At 33.3% G+C, this 18,009-nt stretch carries 10 protein-coding genes and 1 pseudogene; 5 read left to right on the plus strand and 6 right to left on the minus strand.

The annotated features are described in order from the left end of the window. The 4 genes and pseudogenes from ACMZ42_RS23415 to ACMZ42_RS23430 form a co-directional block, all read left to right on the plus strand. Nucleotides 1–625: pseudogene (locus ACMZ42_RS23415) on the plus strand (hypothetical protein); the annotation flags it as partial. Between the two features lie 511 nt (nt 626–1,136). Beyond that, the gene (locus ACMZ42_RS23420) at nt 1,137–2,291 is read left to right on the plus strand and encodes a hypothetical protein (protein WP_415732963.1); all 1,155 of its coding nucleotides are present in this window, start codon (nt 1,137–1,139) and stop codon (nt 2,289–2,291) included. 209 nt (nt 2,292–2,500) lie between these two features. Next, the gene (locus ACMZ42_RS23425) at nt 2,501–2,689 is read left to right on the plus strand and encodes a hypothetical protein (protein WP_402873391.1); all 189 of its coding nucleotides are present in this window, start codon (nt 2,501–2,503) and stop codon (nt 2,687–2,689) included. A 79-nt stretch (nt 2,690–2,768) separates the two neighbouring features. After that, entirely contained in the window at nt 2,769–3,080 is a 312-nt protein-coding gene (locus ACMZ42_RS23430) for an RNHCP domain-containing protein (RefSeq protein ID WP_370082645.1), read from the plus strand. A 76-nt stretch (nt 3,081–3,156) separates the two neighbouring features. Here ACMZ42_RS23430 and ACMZ42_RS23435 read toward each other — a convergent pair whose 3' ends face one another. After that, the gene (locus ACMZ42_RS23435; RefSeq protein WP_415732964.1) at nt 3,157–3,600 is read right to left on the minus strand and encodes a hypothetical protein; all 444 of its coding nucleotides are present in this window, start codon (nt 3,598–3,600) and stop codon (nt 3,157–3,159) included. A gap of 167 nt (nt 3,601–3,767) precedes the next feature. On the opposite strand from ACMZ42_RS23435, the gene ACMZ42_RS23440 reads away from it, so the two are divergent. Further along, a complete protein-coding gene (locus tag ACMZ42_RS23440; protein ID WP_132358618.1) occupies nt 3,768–4,013 on the plus strand; it encodes a YkuS family protein in 246 nt (81 codons plus the stop codon). Nucleotides 4,014–4,230: 217 nt separating this feature from the next. On the opposite strand, the gene ACMZ42_RS23445 is transcribed toward ACMZ42_RS23440, so the two are convergent. The 5 genes from ACMZ42_RS23445 to ACMZ42_RS23465 all read right to left on the minus strand — a co-directional run bounded on the left by ACMZ42_RS23445 (nt 4,231) and on the right by ACMZ42_RS23465 (nt 18,000). Then, complete coding sequence (locus ACMZ42_RS23445; protein WP_415732965.1) at nt 4,231–5,373, minus strand: isochorismate synthase; 1,143 nt, start codon at nt 5,371–5,373, stop codon at nt 4,231–4,233. 27 nt (nt 5,374–5,400) lie between these two features. Continuing rightward, nucleotides 5,401–5,808, minus strand: a complete 408-nt coding sequence (locus ACMZ42_RS23450; RefSeq protein WP_415732966.1) for a 4'-phosphopantetheinyl transferase family protein — start codon at nt 5,806–5,808, stop codon at nt 5,401–5,403. Between the two features lie 173 nt (nt 5,809–5,981). Next, entirely contained in the window at nt 5,982–6,755 is a 774-nt protein-coding gene (locus ACMZ42_RS23455) for a thioesterase II family protein (protein WP_415732967.1), read from the minus strand. A gap of 13 nt (nt 6,756–6,768) precedes the next feature. Then, nucleotides 6,769–8,952: a Gfo/Idh/MocA family oxidoreductase gene (locus ACMZ42_RS23460; protein ID WP_415732968.1), complete on the minus strand. Its 2,184-nt coding sequence runs from the start codon at nt 8,950–8,952 to the stop codon at nt 6,769–6,771. A 141-nt stretch (nt 8,953–9,093) separates the two neighbouring features. Beyond that, nucleotides 9,094–18,000, minus strand: coding sequence for an amino acid adenylation domain-containing protein (locus tag ACMZ42_RS23465; protein ID WP_415732969.1), 8,907 nt, complete (start codon nt 17,998–18,000; stop codon nt 9,094–9,096). Nucleotides 18,001–18,009 lie beyond the last annotated feature (9 nt).

The following is an 18,009-nucleotide window of genomic DNA, read 5'->3' on the forward strand; positions in this document are numbered from 1 at the left end:
GTGGCAACCTCAAACATTTGAAGAGTATATAGCAGATTTCGGATTTAGTGAAAAAAATATAGTTATTGAAGAAAATGATAATAAACAGCTTAAAGGTATTTACGAAGAATGGGTAAAACTTGAAAAAGATGGTCAAGAGGAAAAGGCTAACGAAAAAATGGACGAATTTTACAAAACTCTTCAACCATATTTAGAGAAACTTTACCCAACTCCAACATTTGAAGAATTCATGGAAAGATATGAGTTAGATATCCCTGCTGAAGATTTAGTAAAACTAAAAAATATTTATGATAACGCTCAAAAAGCAGAAAAAGATGACAATGCTGATTTGTCTGAAAAACTATGGGAGGATTTCTATTACATCATTGATCAATTCATAACGCCTCAAACATTTGAAGAATTCATGGCTGACTATGAATTCAAAGTTAGTGAAGAGGATAACAAGCAATTAAAACAGCTTTATGAAGAAATCTTAAAGCTAGATAAAAAAGAAGACAAAGCAAAAATTGAAGAGAAATCGGAAGCAATTTATAATGTTTTAGAACCATATTTCAAAGCAAATAAAGAAATTCTACTCTCTGCTTCTAAAGTAATAATTAACGGACAAGAATATACCCCACAATAAGAAAAAGAATTGAGGTTTCTCAACAATCATTTAGGATGATTGTTGAGATTCCTCTTTTTGTTAATTCCACAATAATTTTTCGAGATTTTTTCCAAAGTCTGCAATCTTCTATAAAAAAAATATAAGAAGAACTTCCTTTTGCCTACCCTCCGATATAAGTCCCCTTCTCTTTTGGAACAGAGAAAACATTATCTTATTCTTGTTCATTTCATCGCTGCTTAACCATTTTTCTACTTCTATCCCCTCGGTAGGTAGTTTCTTAAATCTAATTTTATTTTCACTTTGAGGTGAAACAGAAAACAGAACAATTCTTTTATTAGCAATAATTTCTGGTGGTAGAATTTTATCAACGCACTCATTATTTATAAGATTTTCCCAATAATATGTGGTGCTTTATTTAATTAACATGGACTGTTTTAAAATTTTAAAAAACAACGAACCTTTCCCGCTGGAAATCCGTCTAAATATTGGAAATGTTAAGTTCCATAGTAAATAAAAGGGAGAAATGATAATGAAAAGACCGATTAAAAAAACATGGATGATTGCTTCAGCACTAACAATAGGAATGGCTGTTTTGACGCCACTTCAAGCAGGGGCTACTGCAGTAGAACCAGCAAATGATGTTACTGTTCAAATCGAACAACAAGTTACAGGAACGATTAAAAGCATCAGTGATGATGGGATGTATCTAAAAGATAGAGACGGTAAAAACTACTATATCAGTTTCTATAAATTTTCTGAAGAACAACTAGACAAAATGAACTTAGTAGAAGGACAGGAAATCACAGTCGAAGGTAGCGTAGTAGAGTATTATTCAGACTTCTACACATTCGAAGCTTATAAAAAAGACTTGCCTAAAGAGGTAACAAATGAAGAGCTAACAAAACTAGAAAAAATGTTTAATGAAGTGAAGAAGCTGGAAAAAGTAGCTTTTAAAGCAATGGGAAATAAAGCATTTGAAGAAGCAGACAAGATATATGAGGAAATAAGCGAGATTTCTAGAGACATGCGTAAAATTACTAACCCATATTATATAGCAAATTGGCAACCTATACCTTTTGAAGAGTATATAGAAAATTTCGGTTTTAGTGATAAAAATATAGTTATAGAAGAAAATGATAAAAAACAGCTTAAAGTTATTTATGAAGAATGGGTAAAGCTTGAAAAAGATGGTCAGGAGGAAAATGCATACGGAAAATATGATGAACTTCATAAAATCCTTGAACCGTATATCGCTGAACTTTATCCACCTCAAACATTTGAAGAGTACATGGAAGGCAAAGAGTTTGATATCCCTACTGAAACTTTAGTAAAACTAAAAACTATTTATGAAGATGCTCAAAAAGCTGAAAAAGCTAAAAATGATGAATTAGCTGAAAAAACATGGAATGAATTCTATGAAATCATTGATCAGTTCTTTAAGCCTCAACCATTTGAAGAATACATGGCTGACTTTGACTTTAAAGTTAGCGAAGCGGATAGTAAGCAATTAAAACAGCTTTATGAAGAAGCTATTAAGCTTGATAAAAAAGAAGAAGCAGAAAAAATCAGAGAAAATTGGGAAGCATTTCACAATATTTTAGAACCATATTTCAAAGCAAATAAAGAAGTTCTAATTTCACCTTCTAAACTAACAGTTAATGGCCAAGACTATCTTCCACAATAAGTAAAGAAAACGGGGTGTCTCACCAATCATTTGAAATGATTGTAGGATTCCCCTTTTTTAGATCCAAAGTAAACTTTGTCGCAAAAATAAACTATTTAAACAATTCAATAAATTTGATAACCTATAAATGGTGAATACGAATGCTTATATGATAAGGGGTGATGAATTGACATTTTATCTATTTAAAACAATTGCTCGTTAGGGGACGAATGCCGAAGTCAGTGATTATAGGAGAACACCTACTAGTGGAAGATGGAGCGGTCCGTCTTACAGTGGTTGGCACAAATATACAAAATCAATCGTGGTCCGGATCAAAGGATGAAATAAGTCTTTGTGAAGCAGGAACTAGAAGTAATCGTTTTGAAGAACAAGACGGTGAATTGGTTCATTCCCTATAAAAGCCTGATACTACTATAGTAGAAAAATAAAACGGAACCCTTTCTCCAATGTTGAAATAATATATTGGAGGAAGAGCAATTGAGTAGAAAAAATGAGAATACAGCATTTCAATGTGAAAATTGCAGTACGATGGTTGAACCATTAACGAACGGAAGTTTCAGAAATCATTGTCCAATCTGTTTATTTTCAAAACATATGGATCATGTTCCTGGAGACAGAGCGAGTACTTGTAAAGGTTTGATGAGACCAATTGGAGTCGATTATACAGGAAAAAAAGGCTTTCAACTTATCCATCAATGTACAAAATGTCAAAAGATTAGTCGAAATAAAATAGCTGTTGATTCCATTCAAGAGGATCAAGTTATCCAATTTATGCAATCAATCGTATAGTTAAGTAATTTATTATTCAAAGACACATTGGAAATTAACCTTCAATGTGTCTTTTATTAATTTAAAATCACCCTATTCATTTTACCTCTATAGCAAAGATATAAGAAGAACCTCCTTTGTCCCATCTTCCCGAAATACTATATATATAAGTCCCCTTCTCTTTCGGTACAGAGAAAACATTATCTTTTACCTTTACTAGCTCAATCTCATCGTTGCTCAACCATTTGTCTACTTCTATCCCATCAATCGGTGATTTCTTAAAACTAATTTTAATTTTACTTTGTGGTGAAACAGAAAACGGAACAATTTTTTTATTAGCAATAATTTCAGGCGGTGAAATTTTATCAACACATTCATTATTTATAATATTTCGCCAACAATATGTGCCTTGTACTGTTGGTACTTCTTTTCCATCTGACAAAACAACAGGCTTGGGTGGTCCAGCATTATGTAGCATAATCATCCAGATAAATGCGATAATAAATAACATACTAATTATTTTTATCTTTAGACTTCTCATTTAAAATCTCTCCTATTCAGCATATATAATTGCTAATATCATTTCGTTGCAATGGAAAATGAATTTCTCTATTTTCCCGCCATTTAAAATGTGTATAACAAAAAAATGAATTACGTGAATAATTAGCAAGCCTATATGACACATTACATATAGGAGGTGGAAGAGTAATGTCTAAAATAATTGGTGTGGAACAATCATTAACAAACGTTGAAGACGCTTTAAAGGCAAAAGGTTATGAAGTTATTCAACTTCGTACTGAAGAAGATGCAAAAAAATGTGATGCCTGTGTAATCACTGGGCAAGACAGAGATATTATGGGAATTAGCGATCCTATCATGGCAGGACCTGTTATTGACGCTGACGGTCTTTCTGCTGACGAAGTACTTCAACGTGTCGATAAATATTTCCACTAATAAATGACTTGGTGTTGTCGCTGTAGTTTTTTGACTATGGAGCAGCACCTTTTACTATTTATGTGATTATAGAGTGCTCATTATTAAATTCGCCAATTCAGGTCTTTTATAATTTCTATGCTTGGATTCTTACAAATTTTATCTATTCTTTTTCATAAGCTCTTACCTATAAACAAAATCTTGTTGTGCTTTTTTAGAATACTTTGTTTGCATCATTTTAATTCTCTTTTAGCCCCATTGCATCTAACATTGTTGTGAATTTAGCAGAGATCTCATTGAATTCACTATCCTGTAATGAACTATTAACAATTCCCGCTCCTGCAAATAATGTAATATCTTTATTATTTCTCTCTGCACAACGAATGGTGATAACCCATTCCCCATCACCATTACTGTCCATATACCCTACCAAACCTGTATATAATCCCCTTTTAAATGGCTCTGTTTCCTGTATAAAGGCTAATGCTTGTTTTTGTGGCTCTCCACATATTGCTGGTGTAGGGTGTAACAACTCAGCTAAATCCAATGCGTTCATAGTATCATTTTTAAGTTTTCCTGTGATGACTGTAGATAAATGAATCATTGTATCTGTATAAAGAATCATTGGCTTTTTATTGAACTCGATATCACTTAAATAGGGTTGTAATTTCTCACACATATAGTCCACTACTATTTTATGCTCATGCAAATCTTTTTCTGAGTTAAGCAATTCTTTTTCTAAATCAGCATCTTTCACCTCATTAAAAGTTTGTTTACGTGAACCAGCTAATGGATTGATTGTAACAATATTCCCTTCCTTTTTCACTAGTAACTCTGGACTTGCTCCAATTAAATTTTGTAAGTGGCCCGTTTCAATTGAAAAAATATAACCCTGTTTATTTTTGTGCATCAAGTTTGTTAGCCACGAAGAGATCTGTGGATCAGCTTCTAATCGAAAGTTTAATGTTCTTGCTAAAACTACTTTGTTGAATTGCTTATCATTAATATAATCAATGGCATTTTGAACCATTTCGTTAAATTGTTGCCTATTAGGTATATCTATACTATGTTCTATGGTCAATGACTGAGGATCAATATGTAAGTCATCTATCAAATCAGACTCCTGATAATACTCATGCTTATCTGGAACAATAATAGTTGCTTTTGTATTTTGGTCAAATGGAATTGCTCCAATTATCATTTGTCCCTTATATTGCTTTTGTAGTGCTGTAATTTCTTCTTTCAACTTTGAAGAATTGCTAAATTCTATCTTAAATCTTTTTTGACTCCCCTTACATAACAACAGTTTCTCAGGTGTTTTAAATAAGGTATCATTATTACTAAAATTTTTTAGGATGTTAGATAGTAGTATTTTCTTCATTGTCTTCACCTCACTAATTAGTCATTATTAAATGTTAAATTCTTCTATTACTAGATTCGATTCAATATCCACAACATTTATGTTCACCTTTTTACTACTAATCAGGGATAGACGGTAATGCTCATCAACGATCATTGAATGACAAAATACATCGCCTAATGCTGATCTAAATTGCTGATTCTCGAGAGAAAAACTTACTTCTGTTAGATTCATATTTAATCCCATACCTATCATTTTGGAATAAGCTTCTTTTAGAGTCCAAATAGAGTAAAAATAATCTAGTTTATCTTCCTTTAAATTGAGCCTATTAAACTGTGCTATTTTGGTTTCACTCATAAAATATTCAATACAATCAAACTCAATTGGCTTTATGCATTCAATATCAATTCCAATAAAACATCCTAATGAGACAGTACCTACAATATAATGTCCCATGTGGGATACATTAAAATGAAGATTTTTGTAACCAGGAATATTTACATATGGCTTTCCATATGGACTATATTCAAATTGAATTCCTGTTAATCCTGTTTCCTTAAATAGAATATAGCGTTTAAAAAAATCAGAATAAGTGTTACTAGTATTATTTGTTCTATATAAATAGACATTTATAAGTTGCTAAAGGTTTTCCATAACACGTTGGCATTGTAATGGATGATAGTGTCTTCTATTATTTTCAAATAAGTGTTACCTAATTCGTAAAAGAAAAAGTGTCCACCTTGAAATTTTTTAATAGCATATTCATTACTCGTAACTTCTTGCCAACGTAATAAATCTAACTCGGTAAGGTCAACATCATCTTCACTATAATGAGCAATAATCGGCGTGTTCAATTCCTCACCTTTATAGGAAAATGACTCATGTAAAATATAATCATTTTTTATAGAAGGTATCACAAAATTAAGAAACTCTTGATTCTCTAATAAATGTTTTGGTGTACCACCTAGACGATATAATTCCTGTATTAAATAATTATCAGCCTTCGTTGAGTGATATTTATCCTTACCTTTATAATGGGGTGCTTGGCGACTTGCAACTATTAATAGCTGCATTTGTATGTCTGTATTTTTTTCAAGATAGTAAGCGACCTTAAATGCAATTGCTGCACCCATACTATGTCCAAATAATACTACCTTTCTGTCTTTCGAAATACTTTCAATGGCTTTTGCTATTTCTACACCTAAATCGTCCACGTTTAAAATAGGTTCTTCGTTTCTCCGTGTTCCTTTCCCTGGTAGTTCTACACTATATATATTTGCTTCCTTACTTTCCGACACCCATTCTTTATAATTAGCAGCTGATCCACCAGCATGATGAAAGCAAAATAAGTTAACGTTAGTAAGATTGTCACGAGAAAATGGAAACCAAATTTTCATATCCATTACAGCATCCTCCTTATATTTTTTCTAACACAAATAAACGTTGTCCTAGCGGATATAATTTATGTGCTTTATCCGGTTGAATAGAATTACATTTGAATCCTACTTCACTAAATATTTCTAACCACTGTGATGTAGTTAAAAAGGTAGATGATGTCTTTTCTCTTAAATCATTAGCAGGCTTCATCATAAATACTTGTGAAATTAACATTTGTAACGATTCACCATCTGCTTCTGTTATTAGGACAATACCATCATTTTTTAATAATAATTTAAGCCTTAATAAAACCTCTCGCGTATTTTGCACATTATTCAAAACTCCTGCTGCTAGAATAATATCTTGAGAACCATTCTCAACACATGACATATCCTTATCATTTTCAATATCTAATTTCATATAATCCATCCAGTTAATGTTTTTGAGCGTTTTTTTCGCTTCATTGATAAAATAATTGGAAATATCGCTAAACAAATAGCGTTTTATTTTTTTCTGTAGGCGATTCTTTATAATGCTACCTATGACTACTGTAGAGGTGGCGCCAGTTCCAGCACCAATTTCTAATAATTGCACCTCATTATTCATTGCTACCTTATCTACAACAATGTCAGATACTTCATTATTAAGATAATGGGCGATTATTGTATCCTTATATAATTGCGTTGCTATATCCTGCTCACCGTTCTGGAATAACAGTTGGACTGCAGACTGCTTCCCACTTAATAAATCACCTAATAATTGAGCGTGACTATAAAAATAGTCCATTACTTTTTCTGGTATTAATCGATCTGACCAAAGTGATTTTATCTCTCCCCAATCACGTTTCAATTCTTCAGAAGTCCGGACTGGATAATTTAAAACATAACCAATATTAAGACAGATAATATAACCATGATTTACTAGTGCTGTTAACCATCTTTGAAGGACAAATTGAAAGTTTTCAGCTATTTTGATTGAGCGCAATATTTCGTCAAATCGATACACTTTTCCTTTCGTGTTTAACGTATTATTCTTTTGTAGTTCAAATAAAATAGATTTTAAACAAACTTCGTTAAACTTCATTACTGCATGTTGAACACTATCCACTGTTAACTGTTCATATCGAACGTCGATCGGCGTTTCTTTACTCAGCTGTGCTTTTACTTCTTCGATTGTTAAAAACTGTTGATCCTTTCTCTTATAGTCATTGGGATAGCCCAATGCACTAGTTATATCACTCCACAGTTGTGCTGCTTGAATAATATGTTGACCTTCTCTCCTCATCTCTATCGCATTACTGTCATTCGTAATAAGATGACTTAATCTTTCGATATCTTTTAAAATAGCAGATGGCCAAATCATCGTCAGAATCTCTTTATAAGTAGCGTTGTTATTTGGTTCAAAGACCTCAATAACTGGTGTTGTTAGTGAATGTGAAGTTTCTTGTTCTAAGTCTCTTGGAACAAGAGTAGTGTTTGGTATTTGCATTCTAGGTGTCCAAACGACTGGTCCATTGGTATCAAAAAGAGTTAATTTACCGCTATCAAACCCTAATGTTATTTGATGCATTAAATGCATATAACTATCCGAGACAACTACCTCAACTTGATTTTGTGCTCTAATTGTTGTCGGAACACCTTTTATCATTAATGAAAGCATTTGAAACGGTATATTGTCTAAAATTGTATTTTTAACGCTCCAAGGTTGTAGATTTCCGAACAGCTTTGTTAATATATGAGCTAATGGAAATGAAACTTGAGTTGCCATATCAACATTAAGGTATAACAAATCTTCTTTTTCCATAATTTTTTGAGCAATTCCAATAAATTTTTTTACATAAGGTAAATTTACATATAAGTCACCTACAACAAACTTTACATTATATTGTCTTGCCACACGGTAACATTCTATTAAATTCTGATAATGTACGGGCTGTTCTATTAAAACATGAATTCCCTTTTCCATTAATTCAATAGCGAGCTCTGTTCCAGAACCTCCCATTATACTTGTAGGTACAACTATGCAAGCAATATCAATATCTTTGGGAATGTCCTTTATATCAACATATAAGTCGGTTTCATAAACGCCTGTACAAGTATGAGATCTTTGGCTTCCTTGCGCTAAAATACCAACAAGTTCATATTTATGGGAGTTTTTTATGGCTTCTAGATAAAATTGGCCAAATCTTGTGCCACATACAAGTACACGTAACTTTCGGGTCAATTCTCTTCTCATCCCTTCACCTGTTTCTAAAAAATTTATATCAAACTATTAATTTCCAGCTTACAATGGAGTCTTGCGAGCATGAAATCACAGCTTAATCTGTACATGGTTAGGTGTTTTCATGCCCGCTATTCCCCTGAATTATAGTGAACCTATAACTTGAGTTTCTTCATTTTGATGATTATTCTTTTCTTCAAGATTCGCAGCCAAACCTTCAATGGTAGGTTGCATGAATAATTTTTCTAATGTTAAAGCATAGCCCTGTTCATCGAGTAAATTAATTAATCTGATTGCTTTTAGCGAGTCTCCACCTTGTTCAAAGAAATTATCTTTCACGCTACTATATTCAGTTTCTAATATTTCATTCCAGACCTTTACAACAGCCTGTTCTTCTATTGTGACCGCTTGTCTTCCTGGCTCAACAACTTTAGGGAGACTATAAGCTTTATACTTAGTTAGTTTCTTACGGTCAACCTTGCCGTTAGCTGTTATTGGGAACGCTTCATGAACAAAATAATGATCTGGACACATGTACTTAGGAATAGTATTCTTAACTTTTTCTGAAAACGGTTCAAGCGCAACTGATTTGATCTGTGTTGGTCCTTCCACCATCATTATGTGTTCCCCTAGCCACTTAACGTCATTTCCAGGCCATGCCAATAGGCAATTAAAACCTTCTTCTTTCAAGAAATTTTGCCACGCTTCACGATTAAGTAATGGCAATTTTTCAGAACGTCTAAAGTCTTCGAAGTGGTTATAACCTTCTTCAAAAAATGCCACAGTGATTAATAGAAGGGCATTATTCTTTACATTTTCTGTTAGAAAAATATGACCGCCAGGCTTTAAAAGACGTTTTAAATAAATCATTGTATCATTCAAATGATGACTTCTATGCAATGTGTTTTCAGCAATGATGACATCATAATCATGAAGTACAAAATCCTGATTATCTGGTGGCTCATTGAAATCAAATTGTGTGAATTTCAAATGTTTTTGAGTTGTCGTTGCCTTTTTTCTATTAATAAAGTCTCTTGATTCATCGCTATAGGTATACTGTCCAGAATCCTTCAATACCGTGGCAAAATTGTCTGTACCTTGTCCGGTTCTTGTTCCAAGCTCTAACACATTCAAATTTCGATTTGGATAGGATTTTGTGAACGTTTCTAGTATCTTCTCAACTAATCCTTCTGTATACTGACTCCATAAATTAAACTGCCCTAATTGTTCAGGCGTTAAGAATCCATGAGAATCTAGTAAATAACCTTTCGCTAATTGCTCACCTTTTAAAATTGCAAGACGCACAAATTGCGACGCGATAAGTTGCTCCTTCAACTGATGGAAGATTGGTTCTGTTTCACCAAGATTAAATTCATTCAGCTTATGATTCATATACTTCATAGCGTCATCTTTACTGAATTTGACACTGTAACTAGAATGTTTCTCCTCAACAAAACCATAAATTACAAGATAGTCTAGCCAATGCCCCATTAAAGAATCGTACACACTAACAACTGATTTCAATAAATCCTCTTTCGTAAATACATGCCCTTCTGCTTTAAAGATATTTAAAGCATATAAGTCTAAAAACATCATCCCGACACTAATCCATTCAATAGATTCTGTATAGTCTGAGAGCTCGTTGATATTAAACGTTGACATAGATTGCTCTATTTCACTTTTGATTGTCTCGATACTTTCCGTTATATTAATATCTGTTGTTCTCGTTTGAATAAGTTCATTTTGTATGTGTTCATGGAGCTTAAGATGGCCAATTAGCTTATTATCTTGGATTGTTACGACAGCTTGTTGTACGATAGGGAACTTACATAAGTTAGCTTCTATATCTCCTAGCTCTACTCTATGACCACTTATTTTAATTTGTTGATCTTCACGACCTAAAAATTCAATATTGCCATCAGGAAGATACTTAGCAAGGTCACCTGTTTTGTAAATTCGTTCCCCCGTTATCGGATGGTTAAAATAATGCTTTTTCGTTCTTTCAGAATCATTACAATACCCTGTTGATAAACCTATACCGCCAATATATAAGTCCCCCTTCACCCAGACAGGACTATCCTCATACTTCTTATTTAACACATATAATTGTTGATGTGACAGCGATTTACCATATGGTATACTATTCCAGTTGGCATATAGTGAATCCACCATAAAATAGTTAGACCAAATGGAACATTCTGTGGCTCCACCTAAACTTATAACATTTACCCCTTCAAAAATGTCCGTTACTTTTTCTGGTAGGGTTAATGGAATCCAATCTCCGCTTAAAAGAACTGTTTTCAAATAATGACCCTGACCAGCAATTGCAGCAGCTGTTTTATGGTAATCGACTAGCATTTCCATAAAGGTTGGTACAGTATTCCATATCGTAATGCGGTGTTTATGCAATAAATCTAACCAATGCTCTGGGTCTTTCAGTCTCTGAACCTCTGGAATGACCACTGCCCCTCCAGCACTCAGTAAACCAAAGGCATCGTAAACAGATAAGTCAAATGTAAAATTCGATAATGCAATACTTCGGTCAGAGGCTGTCACATTAAGACGTTTATTTATATCTTGAATCGTATTGACGACACTTCGATGCGTTATTTCAACACCTTTAGGTTTACCTGTAGAACCTGAAGTGAAAATAATATAAGCTAAATCATCTGGTTTTACATTTCTAAACGGTAATGTCTTTTCCTTACTAGCAACAATAAGATCTTCAACAATATAAACGTTACTACCTAAGTTACTATATCGACTATACAATGTCTGAGTAGTTACTATAGCGTCGATATGTGCTTGTTTCATAATTTGATGTAATCGATCAATTGGAGTATCTACATCTACAGGTAAGTATGCTGCGCCTGCTCTCATAATTCCGAGGGCTGCAACGATTTGCTTCCAACCTTTCTCCATTATTACGAGGACTACCTGTGATTGTATTAGACTAACTGAATAAGCTATATTTTTTGACATAGTATCCAATTCTTCATATGAGAGCGTAACAGAAGTATCAATAATAGCCGTATTTTCCCCATTTTCAATACACTGTTTTTCTATTAGACTAACTAATGTTTCTTCTGAGGTCGGTATGATGGCTGCTTGATGAATCGTCTCTCTCTGTTTTGCGTCTGGTAACACTATTAAGGAAGATGATTGTTGCCACGCACCAATACCTTTACTCAGTTTATCTAATATTTGATTATAAGCATTAAACATTTCGTTAAGTAAACCTTTAGGGAATAGTTCTTCAACACCATCCCAAGATAGGATGAGTTCACCATCTTGCTCGAACACTTGATGATCTAACCAAACTTGTGGTGTTTGAGATGCACCATAAACAATTTTCCCTAAATAGGAGATATCTTCTAAATGATCTTTATTTACACCGATGCCACTTGTAAAAACAATTGGCATCATAATATCATTAAAACGATTTCTTTCTTTTCTCAATATCCTTTCTACTTCTACACCGCTAACGAGTGTATGTTCAAGATCTTGTAGTAATTGTTTTTGAGTATCCTGACAACGCATAATAAAATTGCTTTCATGACGATGATCCATTTTTATTAATACTAACGATGTAAAGTCTCCAACTAATTTATCCACATCTTCGTGTAAAGGCAGACGATTAAAATGAGTTAAGTTTAGCGTAAAATGTTGATGTCTACTATACCTCCCTAATACTTCCGCATAGGCTGTCATAATAACAGTTGAAGGCGTCAATTTAAGCTGATGGGCAATTTGCTTTATAACCTTCCATTTTTCCACCGTTAAAACCGCTTGATATCGAGTGAATTTTTGTTCTACTATTTCATTTGGTTGTTTTTCTAATGGTAATTCAGGTGCAGGGGGCAACTTTTTAATGCGTTTTTCCCAGTAGTTCATATCCTTTTCGTACTGAGTCGATTTTTTCAAATCTGCGAGTGCAATGGCATAGTCTCTAAAGCTAATATTGATATTTGGTAAGTTATGGGTTGGTGTATTGTATAGTTTGTACCACTCATCAAACAATAGAAAAATGCTATAGCCATCAAATACTGTATTATCGAAGCTAACATGTAATCGTGTCTTTTGGTCTGGGTTCAAGCTTGCTTCAATTTCAAATAAAGGCCATTTACATACATTGAACTGACGCTGAGACATCTTATTTCTTGTCAATAGCACACCTTTTTCAAATGCTACTTTGTCTTGATATCTGTAATCATTTATCATAATTCGATAATCTGGCACTTCTTTTAATATTTGCTGAGAAAGTCCATTTTTTAGAACAACAGCCCGCATGATGTCATGACGACGAATTAGTTGATTCCATGCAACAGTAACTGCCTCCATATCCAGTTCGTCACACTCAAGTTCAAAATAGCAATGCGCAGAAACATCACTTAAGTCATATACACCACTTCTTCCCAACCAATATGATTGCTGAATATCCGTTAATGGGAATGGATCATAGAGATGGATTGAATTGCTTTGGATACTAGCAAATGGAGCTGCATCAATTTGCTCTTTATTTGTTTCTACAATTTTTAGTTCTCTAGATATATAATTTGTAAAATCACTAAACTTAGGATGTTTAAAAATAGCTTCCAATGAAGTCGGCATATTAAATTTTTTCTGTAATTGGCTATTAAGTTGGGTCGCAATTAAAGAATCACCACCAAGATGATAGAAATTATCTTCTAGAGAAATATGGTGCTTATCTAAAACTACTTTCCAAAGGTTCGCGATTTCCTGCTCTAAAAAATTCATTGGACGAGTAGGCTCGCTCTGTTCATTTACGCCTATATGGGTGCTTGCTTTTAAAAGCTTTCGATTTAATTTTCCATTCTTCGTGACAGGCATTTTAAGTAACATCGTTACATTTTTAGGTATCATATAATCTGGCAATTGCTCTCTTAAGTAGTTCTCTACTTTTTTTTGATTTAGTTGAACCTTCACTGGCGATGATTGAGCTATAAAAATATGGTGAGAATAAAGCTGTGGATCATTGATAACTTTAACATTCGAATAGCCTGATTCGATAAGAACGTCTACCCATTGATTATCAGATAATAATGGTTGACAGACATCTTTTCTTACATCTTCAAATTGTGTAAAACCGCGTGCTTCAAATCCCGTTGTAATAAGTTGCAGACTATTATTCAACGTATTTTCTGTAGAAATAATTAAACCATCCACATCTAATAACTGTTCAATAAACCGCAGTCCTTCTGGTAAATTTTTCATTCTGTGTAATGCATTGTTAGCAATAATGATGTCATATTTATTGTATTGATACCCTTGCAATACAGGATCCATTTCAGGATCTAAAATAGTAAATTCAACATTTTCTGATAGAATTTTTTCGAACTTGTTTTTAAAATACATGGAAGAATCAGTAATGGTGTATTGATAATTTAGTCCTGCCAATTGATTCACTATTGCTTCTGTAAATGAACTACTCCTTGCACCTAATTCTAAAATTTGCAACGGTCGTTTCAATTCTTTATTCGCAGTACCAATCATATGAATCATTGTTGTAATCACTTGATTACTTTCCATAGCACCTGGTTCTTCACAAATAACTTCCATCGGTGTTAACGTATCTTCTGAAAATAATAATTCTGTTGGTGACAATTCTCCCTTAATAATGGCTTGGCCACCCTCTATAAAAGGAATGCTGAATTTTTTAATGCTAGGGTAATTTAATATTGATGGCATCTCGCAATCAAATAAATCACATACGTTTTCATATGTTTTTTTATCTGTTGTAGATACTAAATTTAACTTATGTAAAAACCTAAACCACTGATTAATAAGTTCATAATTCTTAGCATCTATATTTCGTTCATCTAATGTCTGTTTTAAATGATAAACATCTCCTTTTTTAATAGGAAAACCTACTTGTTTTAGGATGAATGTAATACCATAACATGTTAACTGATCCATTTCTGTTATAAATGATTGCATTGCTTCTGACTGATTTATATCATGGGCACTAAACCTTTTTGAAACAGATTCCATCATCTTTCGTACAAGCTTAGGTATGTCTGAAGAAGTTGAATGGATATCAAAAAGATCATCATAACCTTTAGCAGTGATAAAAGCATGAAGACTATTTCCGTTCTTCTTTTTAGTTGCCATTACAACAGCATCTTTAATACTTTTATTACTTTTCAAGTTTCTCTCAATCTCACCTAGTTCAATGCGATGTCCACTTACTTTGATTTGTTCATCCTTACGACCTAAAAATTCTAAAATACCGTCTTCTGAATACCTGCCATAATCTCCAGTCCGATACCACCTTTCCCCGTTGACGTATACAAACTGATTTTTGGTTTGTTCCTCATTTCCTTTATAACCTTCTGCAATACTTTTGCCACCTATCCATAATTCACCGACTACTTGATTTGGACAATCTTCTCCTCTTTCGTTGACAACACGATATTTTTGATTTGGTAATGGATATCCGTATGGAATACTAGATAACTCACATGTTTCATCTTTTTTTACTTGATAATAATTGGACCAAATTCCTCCCTCAGTAGCTCCCCCCATAGCTATTAGTGTGCCATTAGGAGTTTTAGCTTTCATTTGCTTTACTAAATCCGGTTTAATCCAATCCCCTGAAAGGTAAACAAATTTAATTGATGGTAGGTTTTTCTCTTTTTCTTCTAGTTCTGCACACAATATTTCAAATAGAATAGGCACAGAATTCCACAGCGTTACATTAAATTCTTCAATATATGATACCCACTTATCTGCACTACGAACTTCATGTTCACTAAGTAAAATGAGTTGACCACCAACAGCAAGTAATCCAAACATATCGTAAACGGATAAGTCAAATTCATTTGCAGAAACTGCTAACACGCTATCTGAAGAATCAATTCGATTTAATTGATTAACCGCATGAATCGTATTCCATGCAGCTTCATGAGTCATTTCTACACCTTTTGGCACTCCTGTAGAACCTGAAGTAAAAATGATATAGGCGGTTGAAGTTGGATCGTATATTACTTCAGTACTCTGTGGACACTTTTCTGCATCAGCAAAAGATAAAAAGGTAATGCTGCAGCTATCGTCCACTTGAAGATGATCTGTCAAAACAACACGTATATTTGCTGCTTGATAAATCTTATTTCTTCGAGACAATGGTTGCTTCAGACCAATTGGAACATATACTGCACCAGCGGCTAAAATTCCAAAGATTGCAGCTATTTGATCCATGCCTCGTTCCATCAGTACACCTACTACATCGCCTTTTTCTATACCGTTATTTTTTAAGTATTGTGCGATTCTAAGTGCTTTTTCTTTCAAAGCACCATAAGATAACGACATATTAGTAGGAGGAGAAATCAATGCAATATCATCTGGAGATCGTTGAGCTTGCTCAAAAAATGGAGCATGCAAACAAGTTGGTTCAATCTCCATTTCTGTTATCACATTTTTCCTTATGTTTTGTTGTTTTGCTATAGGAATATGTAACGGAATTGACCAATCCTCAGTATTTGATACGTGTTCAACACTCTGTTTAAAACTTTCAAACATCTCATCTAATATGTGGGGTCTAAAAACGTCATCTAAACTATCCCAAATTAATAATAGGCCATTGTCTTGCTCAAAAACTTGAAAATCTAACCAAACTTGTGGTGTTTGTGAAATCATATAATGGATATCACCAAATATTTCGACAAATTCTTCATTTAGTAAAGGTGAGCCGATATTGCATGAAAAAACAACCGGTGCAATTTGTTGTTCACTGGAATGCAGACGAACAAAATCTCTTTGAACATCAACACCTGAGTAAGACGTATATTGCATATCTGTATGAAATTGTGTTTGAATAGTTTGCACGTCTTGTAAAAATGATCTTTGTTCCTTTAAATCGACTTCTAATAAAAGTAGAGTAGTAAAGTCTGCTACTACTTCTTCGATATTTAATGTTTCAGATGGTTTTCGATTGAATAACGGAACATTTATTAAAAAATGATCATTTTCACTCCATCTATTTAGAATATGACTATAAATAGTTAACAATGCCATAGCCGGTGTTACACCAGCTTTTGAAGAAACATGTTGTAACCTTTTCCACAACTCCGCATTTAAAAAATAAGTTCGTCGATTAAATTTAGAATTTATTTCTGACTTATTTGAAACAGGTAATAGTGGTTTAGTTGGTAATGTTGCTAATCTTTTTGACCAATAAGCCTTTGCCTCTGATATCTCTTTTTTATTTTCTTCATTTTTTTCAACCAAATATGTTGCAAAATTCCATTCAAGAGGTGCTTGTGGTTGAATATTTCTATTGTATAAGGCTACTAAATCTCTTAATATAATTTGATAACTTTGAACATCTGCTATTAAAAGATCGATATCGAAAAACAATCGTCCTTTATTTTCAGGTAATAAAGTGATTTGTAATTCTGCTACTTGCCCTTCTTCAATTTTTAATAATCTATGAGATGTTTCATTCCGCATCTCTTCTAAATGTTGTTTAATTTGATATTCATCTGCCATTCGGTAGTCATGAATAATTAAAGGCCTTACTTGTGTTTTTGGCGAAATATACTGTTTACCATCTTGCGTAAAAACGGATCTTAGCATAGGATGATGCTCTTGTAGTCTCATCCAAGAGGTAGCTAGTCTTTCTGTATCTATATCTCGAACATTAATCTCTAAGTATCCATGACAACCTACATTACCAAGGTACTGGCCGTCGTAGCGTCCTACAAAATAAGCATGCTGAACTTCTGTTAATGAGAAAGGTTGATACATATCTACATTTTCTATTTCAACTTTACGTTGTAGGTGTTCTCCCGTTAGTGAATGCTCTATAAATAATTGTTTCCAATCTTTTAAATAAGGATTTTTTATCAATTGTTCAAAAGTTAACCGATATCCTAATTTTTTACTTTCATTAATCAGTTTCATCAATTGAATGGACGATAACCCCATATGAAGCAAATTTTCATCCTCTTCTATTTCCGCCCCATGATTCAACATACTACATACTGCGTCTTTAAATGTTTGCCATTTTAATACGGCCTCTGCTTGATTCATTGAAGTTCC

This window comes from Lysinibacillus sp. NPDC056185, from assembly GCF_047737915.1.
Lineage (GTDB): Bacteria > Bacillota > Bacilli > Bacillales_A > Planococcaceae > Lysinibacillus.